The following is a 15,734-nucleotide window of genomic DNA, read 5'->3' as shown; positions in this document are numbered from 1 at the left end:
ATATTTATAAGGACCAAGCCTTTCCCCCCGTAGCTTCTTCAACAGAAATACATCCTTTTTGAACGGCCGGTATGGGGTCATAAGCTAATACGTCTTTTCCGATAGTTTTGCTGGTTTTATAAGCCCAAACAGATTGGTTTCTTAAATTCATCAGAGCTTCAAAAGTTATATTTTCTTCTGCGATATAGTGTTGTTTTTTCTCCTTGCTGGCTTTAAGGTATTTTTTTAACAGGTTATCGTAGTCTTCGTATTTAAGATCTTTTGCCCCAGTTTCAGGGATAGCTAATGCCTTAAGAATACTATCGATGCCAAGTCGATATTCCTCTAATTCTTCTTCAACGTAAACGTTGTGGGCATACAAGTCGATAAATTGGGGGACATTAACATCTAGTGCCCCTGGAGTTTTATCCGTTTTTGGAAGAATGAGATCTACCAAATTTTTGATCACGATGGCTTCATCTGCTGAAAAGAAAAGTGGTATCCATTTTTCTTTTTCGGATGTACAATTTTGCAATAAACTGAAAGCACTGGGTAAAGCAACAGTGTAGCCGATGGCTGCACCTATATTTTTTAATGCGTCTCTTCGTTTCATGAGTTTTTGGCTTTAAATTCTTTAACGGCAAGGTTTGCGGCCCTAGCCGTTAATGCCATATAGGTTAAGGAGGGGTTTTGGCAACCTGCAGAAGTCATGCACGCCCCATCGGTAACATATACATTGGGCACGCTGTGGATTTGATTGTATTTGTTAAGCAGCGAAGTTTTGGGGTCTCTTCCCATTCTTGCAGTACCCATTTCGTGGATGCCAATGCCAGGCCCGGACGGTCTATCAAAGGTTTGAATGTCCTTAAATCCTGCTTTTTCAAGCATGTCCACGGCTTGTTCGATAATATCTTTTCTCATATTAAGCTCGTTCTCTTTCCATTCGGCATCAAAGGTTATGGTAGGTAATCCCCATTGGTCCAATTTATCATAATCCAAGGTCATTTTATTGTCATGGTAAGGAAGGCATTCTCCAAAACCGCCAAGGTGCATGCGCCATGGCCCTGGTTTTAACAGTTCTTCCTTAAATTCGGCACCATAGCCCAGTTCGGCAACATGCTCGGAAATACCACGTCTGCCAGCGCCGCCTTGGTAGCCGTAACCTCTTAGAAATGATTTTTGTCTGCTTTCCTTGTCGCCAAGGTTTCTAAAACGGGGAATGTATATGCCGTTGGGCCTTCTTCCCTTGTAATATTTGTCTTCAAACCCATCAATTGTACCCGAGGCGCCCGACCCTAGATGATGGTCCATAATATTATGACCTAATTCGCCTGAGTCATTTCCCAATCCATTTGGAAACCTATCGGATTTGGACTGCATTAAAATAGAAGCTGAAGCAATGGCCGAGGCACAGCAAAAAATGATATCTGCCTCAAACTCCAGTTTTTCCTTTGTTTTTTCGTCAATTACCTTTACTCCCTTTGCTTTTTTAGTCGATTCATCATAAATGATCTGATAGGTTATGGAATTTGGCCTTAACGTTAAATTACCAGTTCTTTCTGCGGCCGGAATAGTAGAAGAAACACTACTGAAATAGGCGCCGTAAGGACATCCTCGTCGGCATCTATGCCGGTATTGGCATTTGCCACGCCCTTCGTGGGGTTCATCTCCCGTAATATGTGCTACCCTGCCAATGGTTAAAACCCGACCTTGGTTTTTCGCCATTTGTGCTTTAAGATGCTGTTCCACGCAATTCAGCTCCATCGGCGGCTCAAAAACACTATCAGGCAATTGAGGCAAGCCCAGAGCCTCGCCACTAATACCGATATAACGCTCTACGTAGCTGTACCATGGTTCTATGTCTTTATAGCGAATGGGCCAATCTACGCCATAACCGTCTTTTTTATTGGCTTCAAAATCCAAATCGCTCAATCTGTAGGTTTGTTTTCCCCAGGTTATGGAACGCCCGCCAACATGGTAGCCGCGAATCCAATCAAATCGTTTTTTTTCATTGTAGGGATGGTCAATATCATCAACAAACCAATGTCGGGAATCCTGTTTTACAACATAGCTTGTTCTGGCCTGTTTATATTGTCTCGCTTTTTGTTCGGCAGTTGGGTCGCCTCGAAGTTCCATATCCCATGGGTCTAAGTTCATTGTTGGATAGTCTTTAATATGCTCCACCATCCGTCCTCGTTCCAGTACCAAAGTCTTAAGGCCGCCTTCACATAGTTCTTTTGCTGCCCAGCCACCGGTCATTCCAGAGCCTATAACTATCGCGTCAAATTTTGTACTGGCCATTTTTAATGTATCGGTCATGTTTTGAGGGTTGTGTTTAATGTATTAATATGGTAATAACTTAACAGATTTATTGTGATAAGTTTATAAAAATATCAATATAATTGGAAAAATGGCTATTTTGTGCCTACTAATAATTCAAAAGGTTCTATTTAAATAGTTCATGTGGAGGTCTAATCCAGTTTATATTTACGTTTTATGAAAAGAAGGGATTTTATAATAAAAACCTCAAAATCAGGTATTGTACTTTCGGCACTTGGCTGGTACGCTTGTAAAGATTCAAAAGAAAAAAAAGTGGTTGCCGATGAGGTAAGTGATACGGGAGCAACAAATGAACTATTCTTTAAAATCTCCTTAGCGCAGTGGTCTTTGCACAGGGCCCTACAAAAAGGAGAGATGAAAAATCTTGACTTTGCATCAAAAGCAAGTGCCATGGGGTTTGAAGGTGTTGAATATGTGAATAGTTTTTTTAAGGATAAAGCCAAGGATATGGCCTACCTTAAAGAAATGAATGCTCGGGCAAATGCTGAAGGACAACAAAATGTGTTGATTATGATAGATGGTGAAGGTAGCTTGGCTGATGCCGATGCATCGAAGCGATTGAAAGCTATTGAAAACCATTACAAGTGGGTGGAGGCTGCCCATTTTTTGGGATGTCATGCCATTCGTGTGAATCTCGCGGGAGGAATAAATTATGAAAATGCTATTAAAAGCGGGGTGGATTCCTTAATAAAACTGTCAGAATTTGCCAAAGGATCCAACATCAATATTTTGGTAGAAAACCACGGCGGATTTTCTTCAAATGGGGAATGGATGCATAAGGTGTTTTCGCAAATAGAAAATGAAAATTGTGGCACTTTACCCGATTTTGGAAACTTCTGTATTGAAAAAGATAAGGACAGAAATTGTTTGGAGGCCTATGACAGGTATAAAGGCATGAAGGAGTTATTACCCTTTGCCAAAGCGGTAAGTGCAAAATCCTACGCTTTTGATGCCGACGGGAATGAAACCACAATTGATTATAAACGCGTCATGCAAATGGTAAAGGATTCCGGATATAAGGGCTTTGTTGGTGTGGAGTTTGAAGGTAAGACAATTCCAGAAGAAGAAGGCATAAGGGCCACACGTGACTTGCTGATTAAAGTTGGCAAAGAACTGACTTAAAAAATTTTGACTAAACTGGATATATGGAAAATATCAATAAGAATAGATTGTTTTTAGGAAGTTGCCTAGCCTTAATAACTACGGCGATGACGTTTGCGATTAGAGCGCGTTTGGAAACCGTGTTTGGGCCTGAGGGCATTGGGCTTACTTTAGAACAGATCGGCTATGCCTTTGCGCCCGCATTTTTTGGATTTACAATCGCCATGATAATTGGTGGACCATTAGTAGATTTATTGGGCATCAAAAAAATTACTTGGATGGCGTTTATAACCCATGCCGTTGGTATTGTGCTTACCTTATTGGCAGACTCGATGACGTCATTGTTTGTTGCCACATTATTTATTGGAATTGGCAATGGTTTTGTTGAGGCGGCATTAAATCCAATGGTAGCTTCCATGTATCCAGAAGAAAAGACCAAAATGTTAAATAGGTTCCATGTTTGGTTTCCGGGAGGTATTGTTATTGGGGCATTGGTAGGGTGGCTCGTGATGGATGTGCTAGGTTTAAGTTGGCAAATCATGGTGGGCACACTGTTTATCCCTTTGATAATTTATGGTATTTTGTTTTGGGGACAAAACATACCGGTTACCGAGCGAGTGCAGATGGGTATCAGTAATAAGAAGATGTTTTCAAGTGTACTTCAACCACTATTTTTGTTCATGGTGGCGTGTATGTTTTTGACGGCTGCATCGGAATTGGGAACAACCCAACGCATTGAATCCCTGTTAAAAGAGTCGGTTGCTAAACCACTTTTGGTGTTGGCGTTTATCAACGGAATCATGGCATTGGGGCGTCTGTCCGCGGGTCAAGTGGTTCATAAGCTAAGTCCCTCGGGAATGTTGCTGTATTCAGCAATTTTTACATTTGTGGGGTTATGGATGTTGACCATAACAACCGGTGGAATGACATTTGTAGCCGCAGCGGTTTTTGCCATTGGTGTCACATTCTTTTGGCCGACAATGCTTGGTTTTGTGGCAGAATACTTGCCCGAAACTGGAGCCTTGGGGCTTTCGATTATGGGCGGGGCAGGTATGTTTTCTGTGTCCATCGTGCTACCTGTAATGGGGAATTTAATGGACAATGCTAGTGCAGGTGAAGCGCTTAGGACAATGTCTATCTTACCCGCTATACTGATTGTGGCATTTTTAGGGTTACATATTTACATGAAAAAAAGAAGTAAAACTTTAGCAGTATAAAATATTTATGAGTAGAAAACTAAGAATGGGAATGGTTGGCGGAGGTGCCGGTTCGTTCATTGGCGATGTCCATAGAAAAGCGGCTGCCATTGACGGTATGATAGAATTGGTATGCGGTGCATTTAGTAGTACTGTTGAAAAGTCGATTTCCTCCGGAAAAGCCCTTGGTTTGGATGAGAGCAGATGCTATGGCACGTTTGAGGAAATGATTCTAAAGGAAACCGAATTGCCCGATGGTGTACGCATGGATTTTCTGGCTATCGTAACGCCAAACCACATGCATTTTCCACCTGCTAAAATGGCTTTGGAACATGGATTCCATGTCGTATCTGATAAACCGGTTACTTTGACTTTAGAAGAAGCGCAAGCACTTGAAAAAATTGTAGCTAAAAGCGGAAAGTTGTTTGCGCTCACCCATAATTATACAGGCAACTCTATGGTAAAACAAGCCAAAGCTATGGTAGCAAAGGGAGAGTTGGGCACCATCAGAAAAATACAGGCGCAGTACCTTCAAGGGTGGTTATCTACTTCTATAGAAAAAACGGAGCAGAAACAAGCGGCGTGGCGGGTAGACCCAAAACGCTCAGGTATTGGTGGTGCTTTGGGCGATATTGGAACACACGCCGAAAATTTAATTGAATATATCACCGGACTAAAAATCAAAGAGATTGCGGCCGATTTGGGCCGATTTGGAGAAGGCCGAACACTTGATGATGATGGCAATATGCTGATCAGAATGGAGAATGGTGCAAAAGGAACGATTTCGATTTCGCAGATTGCTTTAGGTGAAGAAAATAATCTGGGCATTAAGGTATATGGCACTAAGGGTAGCTTGGAATGGTATCAGGAAAACCCAAATGAATTAATTACACGTTGGTTGGAAGAACCTAAAAAAACCTACACACCAAATGGTAATGGTTTGCATCCTGAAGCTTTGGAGGTGTGTCGGATTCCAGCGGGACATCCTGAGGGATATCTGGAGGCTTTTGCAACGATTTACAAGAATTTCGCAACGCATTTGAATGCTATAAATACAGGTGAATCTATTGAACATCCTGATTACCCAACGGTGGAAGATGGCGTTCGCGGCATGAAATTTATTTACGCTGCGGTAGAAAGTGATAGCAACAACGCGGCTTGGACAGAGATTAAATAACTACAACAATTAAAGTTGGCGGATAGGCCTGCGTTAAGGATTGAGGGGTTTGTTGAAGCTCTCTCCCGGTAGCTATCGGGAGAGAGTGACTCCCGAAAGCCCGGCACGCAGGGTAACGCCCAAAAATATTTAAAAGCATGAAAACCATAAAAGGACCAGCGGTATTTTTGGCGCAGTTTGCGGGAAGTGAAGCGCCATTCAATTCATTGGACGGGATGTGTCAATGGGCTTCGGATTTGGGGTACAAAGGAATTCAAATCCCTACGTGGGAAGCGAGTTTGATTGATATTGAAAAAGCTGCCGAAAGCCAAACCTACTGTGATGAACTAAAAGGAAAGGTAAATTCTTATGGTTTGGAAATTACGGAATTATCGACCCATTTGCAGGGGCAATTGGTGGCTGTAAACCCGGCTTATGACACTATGTTTGATGGATTCGCACCAGAAGCGGTGAGGGGCAACCCCAAGGCGCGAACAGAATGGGCCATTGATTTTGTTAAAAAATGTGGAACAGCCAGCAGGCGATTGGGATTAAAATCTCACGCGTCGTTTTCGGGCGCATTGATGTGGCATACGGTGTATCCCTGGCCACAACGACCGAATGGGTTGGTGGAAATGGGGTTTAAGGAGCTGGCAAATCGGTGGTTGCCTATTTTGAACCATTTTGATGAAGAAGGGGTTGATGTATGTTATGAAATCCATCCGGGGGAGGATTTGCACGATGGGATTTCTTATGAGCGTTTTTTGGAAGCTACGGGGAATCATGTGCGAGCTAATTTATTATACGACCCTAGCCATTTTGTACTGCAACAATTGGATTATTTGGATTTTATAGATATCTATCACGAACGAATACGAGCGTTTCATGTGAAGGATGCAGAGTTTAATCCGACAGGCAGACAAGGGGTTTATGGAGGATATGCAGATTGGAAAGACCGCGCAGGACGCTTTAGAAGTTTAGGAGATGGACAAGTGGATTTTGGGGCGATCTTTTCTAAGCTGACCAAATACGGATTGGATTTATGGGCCGTTATGGAATGGGAGTGTTGCATAAAATCCTCCGAGCAAGGCGCCAGAGAGGGAGCGCCATTTATTCAAAAGCATATTATCGAGGCGGCAACCCGTAGTTTTGATGATTTTGCTGGTGGTGATATTGATGAGGATTATTTAAAGAGTGTTTTGGGGATATAGATATGCATCGATTATGTTTTTTTCTTTCTTGTTTGATTGTTTTTGCCTGCGTTCAAAATAATGATACATCAGCCAAACAGAAATCTGAAAAGAAAGTTGAGGTTCCTGCGGAGCCTACGAAACCAGAGGCAACCGAATTTTACGAACCGGTACCACCCACGGTAAATCCATTTGGGCAAAATGGTGCGCCAAGTGATGCCATTATTTTGTTTGATGGGTCTGGCTTTCAAGCTTGGGAACATTCTAAGGATGGCAGACCCGTGGAATGGATTTTAAATGAGTACGGTTCGATGACCGTTAAGGATAAATCAGGCGATATTCAAAGCAAGCAAAAATTTGGCAGTGTCCAGCTTCACATTGAATGGCAATCGCCTAAAGAAATCCAGGGAAAAGGACAAAACAGAGGGAACAGCGGTGTGTTTTTACAAGGTAGATACGAGGTGCAGGTATTGGACAACAATAATAATGATACCTATGTAAATGGGCAGGTTGGTTCCATTTATAAACAGTCTGTACCCTTAGCTATGGCTTCGGTACCTTCGGGGGAATGGAATAGTTATGACATTATCTATCATGCGCCAGAGTTTGATGATAAAGGTGAAAAAACCAAATCGGCGACAATAACAGTGCTTCACAATGGGGTGTTAATTCAAGATCTTTTTGAAATCAAAGGTACCACCGAATATACTGGATGGCCAAAAAACGAAGCACATGGAAAAGCCTCTTTGAGACTTCAAGACCATGGGGATAATAGTCGTGTGAGCTACCGCAATATTTGGGTTCGGGAGTTGGATTAGTTGTTAAAGTTGTGATCAAGAGATTTGCCCAATTGTTGAAGGCTCAATTTATGAAGACGTAATCCTTCCATTTCCTTCGATTTTATATTTGGGTTTGCTTAATTTTACGAAATGTCACTTCATGCCAACCATATTCGTAATATTCGGCTTATCCTGTCGTTTGCTGTAATTTGGTTGTTTTTCGGCTTTTGCTATGCACTGTTGGAGTATGGAATTATTGGTAGGACGGGCTTCTATCCAGCTACTGGGAATAAATACCATTTCAGGTCTTCACTGGTTGCGATCTGCATCGGCTCATTTTTAATGGGATTTATCCAAGGTGGTATTGAGGTATTATGGCTCAAAAAGCAATTTCGAAATAAATCTTTATGGGTAAAAATGCTCTTTAAGAGCGTGTTTTACCTGGCACTTACCGTCACGTTTTTATTGGTTTTTGGTTTGGTATATACGGCCAGGGTCAATCAAGTTTCGGTTTTTGATCCTTTTGTTTTGGAGTTGATTACGCAATTTGTCCAAACATTTTCTTTTTGGGCTATTGTTATTTACGTTGGGCTTGCATTGGATGTGGCCCTATTTTATTCTGAAATGGAAGAATATTTTGGAACGGATTTGTTGCCTAAATATATGGGCAGGTATCACAGGCCGAAAGAGGAAGTGTGTACTTTTATGTTTTTGGATATGAAATCCTCCACAACGATTGCGGAACGTTTGGGCAGCGAAACGTATTTTGAGTTATTAAGGGCATACTACGCAAACATGTCTAACGCTATATTAGAGACTTCAGGGCAAGTGTATCAATATGTAGGTGATGAAATTGTAGTTACATGGAATGAAAAATCAGGTATTGAGAATAACAACTGTTTGCATTGTTTTTTTAAGATTGAAGATGCTGTGAATAGGAAGAAATCCTATTATCAAAAGAAATTTGGTTTGGTGCCAGAATTTAAGGCCGGGTATCACATAGGCAAAGTAACAACGGGTGAAATAGGAATCATAAAAAAGGATATAGTTCATACAGGCGATATACTAAACACCGCCTCTCGTATACAGGATAAATGCAATGCATTGAATTCTAAAGTTTTGATATCGAAAGAACTTAGAGAGAGATTGGGTGATGCGGATGTTTTTTCATTTGAAGAAGTCGATAAACTGCTATTAAGGGGAAAGACATCCGAAGTTCAATTATACAGTGTAACAAGACTTTAGTTGAAGACTTGTTTTAGTTCTGCAATGCTTGTTTTTTTAGCTATTCCAAGAAATATTTAATTTTTTGAAACAAAATCTTCCTAAAATTGAAATTTCCTCAATTATTTCTAAAAACTGAGTCATTTTTAGGCGTTTAGAAAATAATGTCTTAGTTTTACGGCATGAAAAATTTAAAAAACAACATACGTTTTACCACTCCCGGTTTCCCCGTGCGCAGGCGCCGTCGCTTCTAATGCCCTAAAGCGAAGTAAACCTAAAACGTCATTTTTAATTTTTCAACACAGTGTCAAAAATCCAAATCATAGTAAATCAAATCAAAGTTAATTCAACAATTAACCAAGGGCTTATGATGCGTCGTCGTTTTCCCCGTCGCCCGTAAGGGTATATTATTTATTTTTGAACCCAGGTGCGTCCGGTTCAGTATTCCACAGAAAACACTTTAACAGAAACACAAAGACGACAGACATGAAGGTTGTTATAGCCGACACATCACATATAAAATACGCCGAGGAAATTTGCGAGACCATTGCAGAGTCTGCTTCCGTTAGGGGTACTGGTATCGCTAGAAGGACCCCGGAATATATATCCAAGAAGATTGAAAACGGCAACGCAGTAATTGCATTGGACGGTGATAAATTTGCGGGATTTTGTTACATCGAAAAATGGGGCCACGGTAAATTTGTGGCCAACTCGGGGTTGATTGTGCATCCAAATTACAGAGGCCAAGGTTTAGCCAAAAAGATAAAACTTAAGGTTTTTGCGCATTCCAGAGAGAAGTTTCCGGATGCCAAAGTTTTCAGTATTACCACAGGCTTGGCCGTAATGAAAATGAATAGCGATTTGGGTTATAAACCTGTTACCTTTTCAGAATTAACTGATGACCAAACCTTTTGGGATGGCTGTCAAACTTGCAAAAATTACGATGTGTTGTCCAGAACCAGTCGTAAAATGTGCTTATGTACAGGGATGCTCTACGACCCTAAAAAAGTGGAAAAAGAGGAGAAAACTCAGATAAAAGCTAGGACATTTAAAAGATTAAAAAGAATAAAGGAAGCTTTGTTCCTTAAAAAAGATAAAAATAAGGATAGATAGATGAAGAAATTAGTAATTGCATACAGTGGCGGATTGGATACCTCATATTGCGCAGTAAGTTTGTCAAAGGAATATGACGTGCATGCTGTAAGCGTTAACACAGGTGGGTTTACTGCCGAAGAAATTCAACATATTGAAAGCAACGCCTATAAAATGGGCGTAAGTACTTATAAAAATATTGATGCAGTACCCACATTTTATCAAAAAGTGGTGAAGTACTTAATTTTTGGAAATGTATTGAAGAACAATACGTATCCGTTATCTGTGAGTGCTGAGCGTATCATTCAGGCGATTGAGATTATTGAATATGCCAAAAGTATCGATGCGGAATATATCGCCCATGGCAGTACAGGCGCTGGAAACGACCAAGTGCGTTTCGATATGATTTTTCAAACTTTGGCGCCAGGGATAAAAATTATCACTCCAATTCGGGATCAAAAATTGACAAGACAGGAGGAGATCGACTATTTGAAGGCCAATGGTATTGACATGTCTTGGGAAAAGGCAAAATACTCCATCAATAAAGGACTTTGGGGTACCAGCGTTGGTGGGGCAGAGACTTTAACTTCTGAAAAAGCTTTGCCGGAGGAAGCCTATCCATCCCAATTGGAAAAAACAGGAGAGGAAAAGGTAACTTTGACTTTTGATAAGGGTGAATTTGTTGCATTTAATGGTGAAAGGAATGCCCCGGAAGTGAATATTGAAAAGTTAAATGATATTGCTTCGGCCTATGCTATTGGCAGGGATATTCATGTTGGCGATACCATCGTGGGCATCAAAGGAAGGGTTGGTTTTGAGGCTGCTGCCGCTTTGATTACTGTGAAAGCCCATCACCTTTTGGAAAAACATACGTTAACCAAATGGCAATTGCAACACAAGGATTATCTGTCCAGTTTTTACGGGATGCATTTGCACGAAGGACAGTATTTGGATCCAGTGATGCGAAATATTGAGGCCTTTTTGGAGAGCAGTCAGGAAAAGGTGTCAGGTGATGTTATCGTTACTTTGAAGCCGTACCATTTTGCATTGGATGGCATTATTTCCAAGCACGACCTAATGAGTGCAAAGTTTGGAAGCTATGGCGAGGAAAACAAAGCATGGACTGCCGATGATGCTAAAGGGTTTATTAAAATCCTAGGTAATCAAAACAAGATTTATCAACAAGTAAACTCTTGATCATTTTGTCATGCTGAACTTGTTTCAGCATCTCAGTACGTTTGAAATAATAATGAAGAACTAAAGTCATTTCGACGAATGGAGAAATCACGTAATTTTGATGATGCGATGTCTCAATCGTTCCTCATTTCGACATGACAAAGGAAATAAAATATAAATGAGAAAAATAAAAGTTGGAATCATAGGTGGTGCGGGTTATACGGCTGGTGAATTAATTAGGTTATTGATTCATCACCCTGAAACGGAGATTAATTTTGTATATAGTACATCTAATGCAGGAAATCAAATTTCTAAAGTACACCAAGATTTAGTGGGGTCTTTAGATAAGACTTTTACTGATACGGTAAACCCTAATGTGGACGTATTGTTTTTGTGTTTGGGACATGGGAATTCAGTAAAGTTTTTAAAAGCAAATTCTTTTTCTGAAAACACCAAAATCATCGATTTAGGTAATGATTTTAGATTGGAAGCCGATAAGGTATTTGATGGAAAAACATTTGTTTACGGGTTGCCAGAATTGAACAAGTCCTCTATTGAAAGTGCAAATTATATTGCAAACCCAGGATGTTTTGCAACGGCTATTCAATTAGGTTTGTTGCCATTGGCAGATAAAGGATTGTTGAATACCGACGTGCATATCAATGCCGTAACTGGAGCTACGGGAGCAGGGACATCACTGTCAGCTACCACGCATTTTACATGGAGGGACAACAATTTTTCGTATTACAAGCCTTTTATGCATCAGCACTTGGGAGAGATTAACCAATCCGTGAATCAATTGCAAGAAGGGTTTAACTCAGAAATATTGTTTATGCCCAATCGGGGTAATTTTTCAAGAGGTATTTTTGCTACTATTTATACGGATTTTAGCGGTTCTGTTGAAGATGCCATAAGAATATATAGTGAGTATTATAAGGACGCGAAATTTACTTTTGTTTCTGAGAATCAATTGCATTTAAAGCAAGTGGTCAACACTAACAAATGTTTAATTCATCTGCATAAACACAATGGTAAATTACTAGTAACGAGTATTATTGATAATTTATTAAAAGGTGCTTCTGGTCAAGCAATTCAAAATATGAACTTGATGTTTGGTTTGGAAGAAACCGCAGGGTTAGGATTAAAGGCAACGTATTTCTAAAGCCTCAGGCCCCACCTAACCTCCCCAAAGGGGAGGAAACTCTTGCGGAGTTTTACGTTTGAGTAACGACAAAAAAGATAAAAGTAGATAAGCTAAAAATGAAATAATAATTTTAAAATATGAGTAAGTACTCCCCTCCTTCGGAGGGGTTGGGGGAGGCTTTTATTTAATTATGAAAATAGCAATTATAGGTACTGGGAATTTAGGGAGTTCCATTGCAAAGGGGCTGATAAAAAACAAGTCCTTTTCGGCGTTGTATTTAAGTGATAAAAACACCTCGGCGGTGAATCAATTTGTGGATGAGCCCTACGTAAAAATCACGAATAGCAATGCCACGGCAGTGGAGAATAGCGATGTGGTAATTTTTGCGTTGCAACCGCGTCATATTGAAGGTGTTTTAAAAGAAGTCGAGCCTTTGATAACTGATGATCACGTGGTCATGTCGGTAGCGGCTGGGTTTGAGATTTCAAGGATAGAGGGTATTATAGGAAGCGATAAACAAATCATCCGTGTAATGCCAAACACAGCGATTTCCATTGGTAAATCCATGACCTGCCTTTCGGCTAATGATAGCGGCGAACATAAATTGGGAATGGCCAAGGATATTTTCAATCAGTTGGGAACTACCATGGTGATTCCTGAGGAGCAAATTCAGGCGGCTACAGTAATTTGTGCGAGTGGTATTGCCTTTTGGATGCGCTTGGTGCGGGCTACTACCCAAGGTGCTATTCAATTAGGCTTTGAAGCAGAAGAAGCCCATGAACTAGCCTTGCAGACCTGTTACGGGGCGGCAAGCTTACTGAAAGAATCGGGCAGACACCCAGAGGCGGAAATCGATAGGGTAACCACACCAAGTGGATGCACTATTGAAGGGTTGAATGAAATGGAGCACCAAGGATTAAGTTCATCCTTAATCAAAGGGATTAACGCTTCATTTGAAAAAATTAATCAAATTAAAAACAGTTAGCCATGCCATTATTTGACGTTTATCCATTATACAATGTTACCCCGGTTTCGGGTAAAGGCATCCATGTTTATGATGACCAGGGCGCTGAGTATTTAGACCTTTATGGCGGACATGCCGTAATCTCAATTGGGCATGCGCACCCAAATTATGTAAAGGCTGTTACAAGCCAAGTGCAGACCTTAGGATTTTATTCCAATGCCATTCAAAATCCATTACAAAAGGAGTTGGCTTCCAAATTAGAAAAACTATCATGTTGTGAAGGTTACCAATTATTTTTAGTGAATTCGGGAGCGGAGGCCAATGAAAATGCTTTAAAATTGGCTTCCTTTAAAACAGGTAAAAAACGAGTAGTTGCTTTTACCAAAGGGTTCCATGGAAGAACTTCGGCAGCGGTAGCGGCAACGGACAATAAAAATATTATTGCACCAATAAATGCACAGCAAGAGGTTACAATTTTAGAACTGAATGATGTTGAAGGTGTAAAACGAGAGCTTGAAAAAGGGGATGTTTGTGCGGTAATTGTAGAGTTTATTCAGGGAATTGGTGGACTTGACCAAGGAACGGCTGCGTTCTTTGAGCAAGTGGATGCGTTGTGCAAGGCAAACAACACCATGTTTATAGCAGATGAAATTCAATGTGGTTACGCCAGGTCTGGAAAGTTTTTTGCATTTCAACATTACAATGTTACTCCAGATATCATTTCCTTGGCTAAAGGCATGGGTAACGGATTCCCAATTGGAGGTATCTTGATTCACCCAGATATTGAAGCCAAATATGGCATGTTGGGAACCACCTTTGGTGGCAATCATTTGGCATGTGCGGCAGGTTTAGCCGTATTAAACACGATTGAATCTGAAAACTTGCCGGACAATGTGAATAACATGGGCGCTTACTTTGTTGAAAAGGCGAAAGCAATCCCTCAGATAAAGCAAATCAAAGGAAGGGGTTTAATGTTGGGGTTGGAATTTGATTTTGAAGTGGGCGAATTAAGAAAGGAATTAATCTATAACCATAAGATTTTTACTGGAGGAGCTTCGAATAAAAAGTTATTGCGAATTTTGCCACCGTTGAATGTGAAAAAAGAGCATATTGATCAATTTTTTGAGGCACTAAAGAAAGCTTTAAACGAAGTTGAACAAACTGTAAACTGAGACTGCGACTGAAAACTAGATAAGATGAACACATTATTATCCATAGAAACCAGAAACGCCGTTTTATTAAGAATGGCCGAACTTTTGGAACAGGAAAGAAAGGCAATCATTGCCATCAACAAAACCGATTTAGATAGTTATGATGGCGACGATATTTCCATGTTTGACCGTTTAAAAGTAGACGATTCCAAAGTAGATGAAATGAAAAGGGCAGTAACCCATTTGGCTTCACAAGATGACCCTGTGGGTGTAGAGCGCTTCAGCTTCAAGCATGAAAACGGGATGCAGGTGTACAATAAAACTGCATCGTTTGGAACCATATTGATTATTTACGAATCTAGGCCTGATGTTACTGTAGAGGCTGCCGGGATTGCTTTTAAATCCGGCAACAAAATATTACTCAAGGGAGGCAAGGAGTCGCTACGTTCCAATCTGAAAATTGTGGAATTGTGGCATCAAGCCTTAAAAGAACAAGGCGCTTCTACGGATTGGGTGGAATATCTGCAATTCAACAGAACAGAAACCCAAGCATTTTTGGAAAAGCCAACGCAACGTGTAGATTTAATTGTACCTCGTGGTGGCGAGCGTTTGATTGCCTTTGTAAAACGGCATGCAGCCTGTCCGGTGATTGTCAGCGGTCGTGGTAATAACTTTGTGTATGTGCACAAGGAAGCCGATTTAGACATTGCGACAGATGTGATCGTTAATGGAAAAACAGCAAAAATTTCTGCCTGCAATGCTGTAGACAAAGTTTTGATTGATGCCAATCTTCCGAATAAAGATGAGTTTGTTGAAACATTGATTTCAAAATTAAAGTCATTCAGTGTTGAGATTTTAGGTGATGAAGCGACTTCACAAATAGATGGGGTTTCAAAATATGAATCGAATGATATTTGGTATGAGGAGTTTTTGGATTATAAAATCGTGATTGGTGAAATTGGTTCGAACGAAGATGCCATCGGAAAAATTAATACCTATTCCGGAGGGCATTCATCGTCTATCATCACCACAAATGAAACCGAAGCACAAACCTTTATGGCTAATGTAGATACCGCAGCAGTTTATCACAATGCCTCTACCCGTTTTACGGATGGAGGTCAGTTAGGGCTAGGAGGAGAATTGGCAATAAGTACCGATAAATTACACCAAAGAGGACCAATCGGATTACAACATTTGGTCACCAATAAATGGTACGTTCATGGTAACGGTCAAATACGATAG

Annotated in this window: 14 protein-coding genes; 12 read left to right on the top strand and 2 right to left on the bottom strand. The window is 40.6% G+C overall.

The window, feature by feature from the left end:
• Positions 1 to 4: 4 nt before the first annotated feature.
• Entirely contained in the window at positions 5 to 592 is a 588-nt protein-coding gene (locus H7U19_RS06480) for a gluconate 2-dehydrogenase subunit 3 family protein (RefSeq protein ID WP_186560394.1), read from the bottom strand.
• Complete coding sequence (locus H7U19_RS06475; protein ID WP_186560392.1) at positions 589 to 2,298, bottom strand: GMC oxidoreductase; 1,710 nt, start codon at positions 2,296 to 2,298, stop codon at positions 589 to 591. The genes H7U19_RS06480 and H7U19_RS06475 overlap by 4 nt, the downstream gene beginning before the upstream one ends.
• A gap of 177 nt (positions 2,299 to 2,475) precedes the next feature.
• On the opposite strand from H7U19_RS06475, the gene H7U19_RS06470 reads away from it, so the two are divergent.
• From H7U19_RS06470 to H7U19_RS06415, 12 genes are all read left to right on the top strand, one after another.
• Positions 2,476 to 3,441 carry a sugar phosphate isomerase/epimerase family protein gene (locus tag H7U19_RS06470; protein WP_186560390.1) on the top strand — a complete coding sequence of 322 codons (966 nt, stop codon included), beginning with the start codon at positions 2,476 to 2,478 and terminating at the stop codon, positions 3,439 to 3,441.
• Between the two features lie 23 nt (positions 3,442 to 3,464).
• Positions 3,465 to 4,637, top strand: coding sequence for an MFS transporter (locus H7U19_RS06465; protein ID WP_186560388.1), 1,173 nt, complete (start codon positions 3,465 to 3,467; stop codon positions 4,635 to 4,637).
• A gap of 7 nt (positions 4,638 to 4,644) precedes the next feature.
• A complete protein-coding gene (locus H7U19_RS06460) occupies positions 4,645 to 5,793 on the top strand; it encodes a Gfo/Idh/MocA family protein (protein ID WP_246454670.1) in 1,149 nt (382 codons plus the stop codon).
• Positions 5,794 to 5,930: 137 nt separating this feature from the next.
• The gene (locus H7U19_RS06455) at positions 5,931 to 6,983 is read left to right on the top strand and encodes a sugar phosphate isomerase/epimerase family protein (RefSeq protein WP_186560386.1); all 1,053 of its coding nucleotides are present in this window, start codon (positions 5,931 to 5,933) and stop codon (positions 6,981 to 6,983) included.
• Positions 6,984 to 6,985: 2 nt separating this feature from the next.
• Positions 6,986 to 7,780: a 3-keto-disaccharide hydrolase gene (locus tag H7U19_RS06450; RefSeq protein WP_186560384.1), complete on the top strand. Its 795-nt coding sequence runs from the start codon at positions 6,986 to 6,988 to the stop codon at positions 7,778 to 7,780.
• A gap of 111 nt (positions 7,781 to 7,891) precedes the next feature.
• A complete protein-coding gene (locus H7U19_RS06445; RefSeq protein WP_186560382.1) occupies positions 7,892 to 8,986 on the top strand; it encodes an adenylate/guanylate cyclase domain-containing protein in 1,095 nt (364 codons plus the stop codon).
• Between the two features lie 465 nt (positions 8,987 to 9,451).
• The gene (locus H7U19_RS06440; protein ID WP_186560380.1) at positions 9,452 to 10,078 is read left to right on the top strand and encodes a GNAT family N-acetyltransferase; all 627 of its coding nucleotides are present in this window, start codon (positions 9,452 to 9,454) and stop codon (positions 10,076 to 10,078) included.
• A complete protein-coding gene (locus tag H7U19_RS06435) occupies positions 10,079 to 11,254 on the top strand; it encodes an argininosuccinate synthase (RefSeq protein ID WP_186560378.1) in 1,176 nt (391 codons plus the stop codon). It begins immediately after the preceding gene.
• A gap of 157 nt (positions 11,255 to 11,411) precedes the next feature.
• Positions 11,412 to 12,395 (top strand): N-acetyl-gamma-glutamyl-phosphate reductase, encoded by a 984-nt coding sequence (gene argC / locus H7U19_RS06430; protein ID WP_186560376.1) that lies wholly within the window; start codon positions 11,412 to 11,414, stop codon positions 12,393 to 12,395.
• Between the two features lie 172 nt (positions 12,396 to 12,567).
• Positions 12,568 to 13,362 (top strand): pyrroline-5-carboxylate reductase, encoded by a 795-nt coding sequence (gene proC, locus H7U19_RS06425; protein WP_186560374.1) that lies wholly within the window; start codon positions 12,568 to 12,570, stop codon positions 13,360 to 13,362.
• A gap of 2 nt (positions 13,363 to 13,364) precedes the next feature.
• Complete coding sequence (locus H7U19_RS06420) at positions 13,365 to 14,513, top strand: aspartate aminotransferase family protein (RefSeq protein WP_186560367.1); 1,149 nt, start codon at positions 13,365 to 13,367, stop codon at positions 14,511 to 14,513.
• 24 nt (positions 14,514 to 14,537) lie between these two features.
• Complete coding sequence (locus tag H7U19_RS06415; protein ID WP_186560365.1) at positions 14,538 to 15,734, top strand: glutamate-5-semialdehyde dehydrogenase; 1,197 nt, start codon at positions 14,538 to 14,540, stop codon at positions 15,732 to 15,734.

The sequence above is a fragment of the Hyunsoonleella aquatilis genome (assembly GCF_014270105.1).
Taxonomy (GTDB): domain Bacteria; phylum Bacteroidota; class Bacteroidia; order Flavobacteriales; family Flavobacteriaceae; genus Jejuia; species Jejuia aquatilis.
The sequence above is the reverse complement of the archived record's forward strand: the minus strand, read 5'-3'. Positions and strand labels throughout refer to the sequence as shown.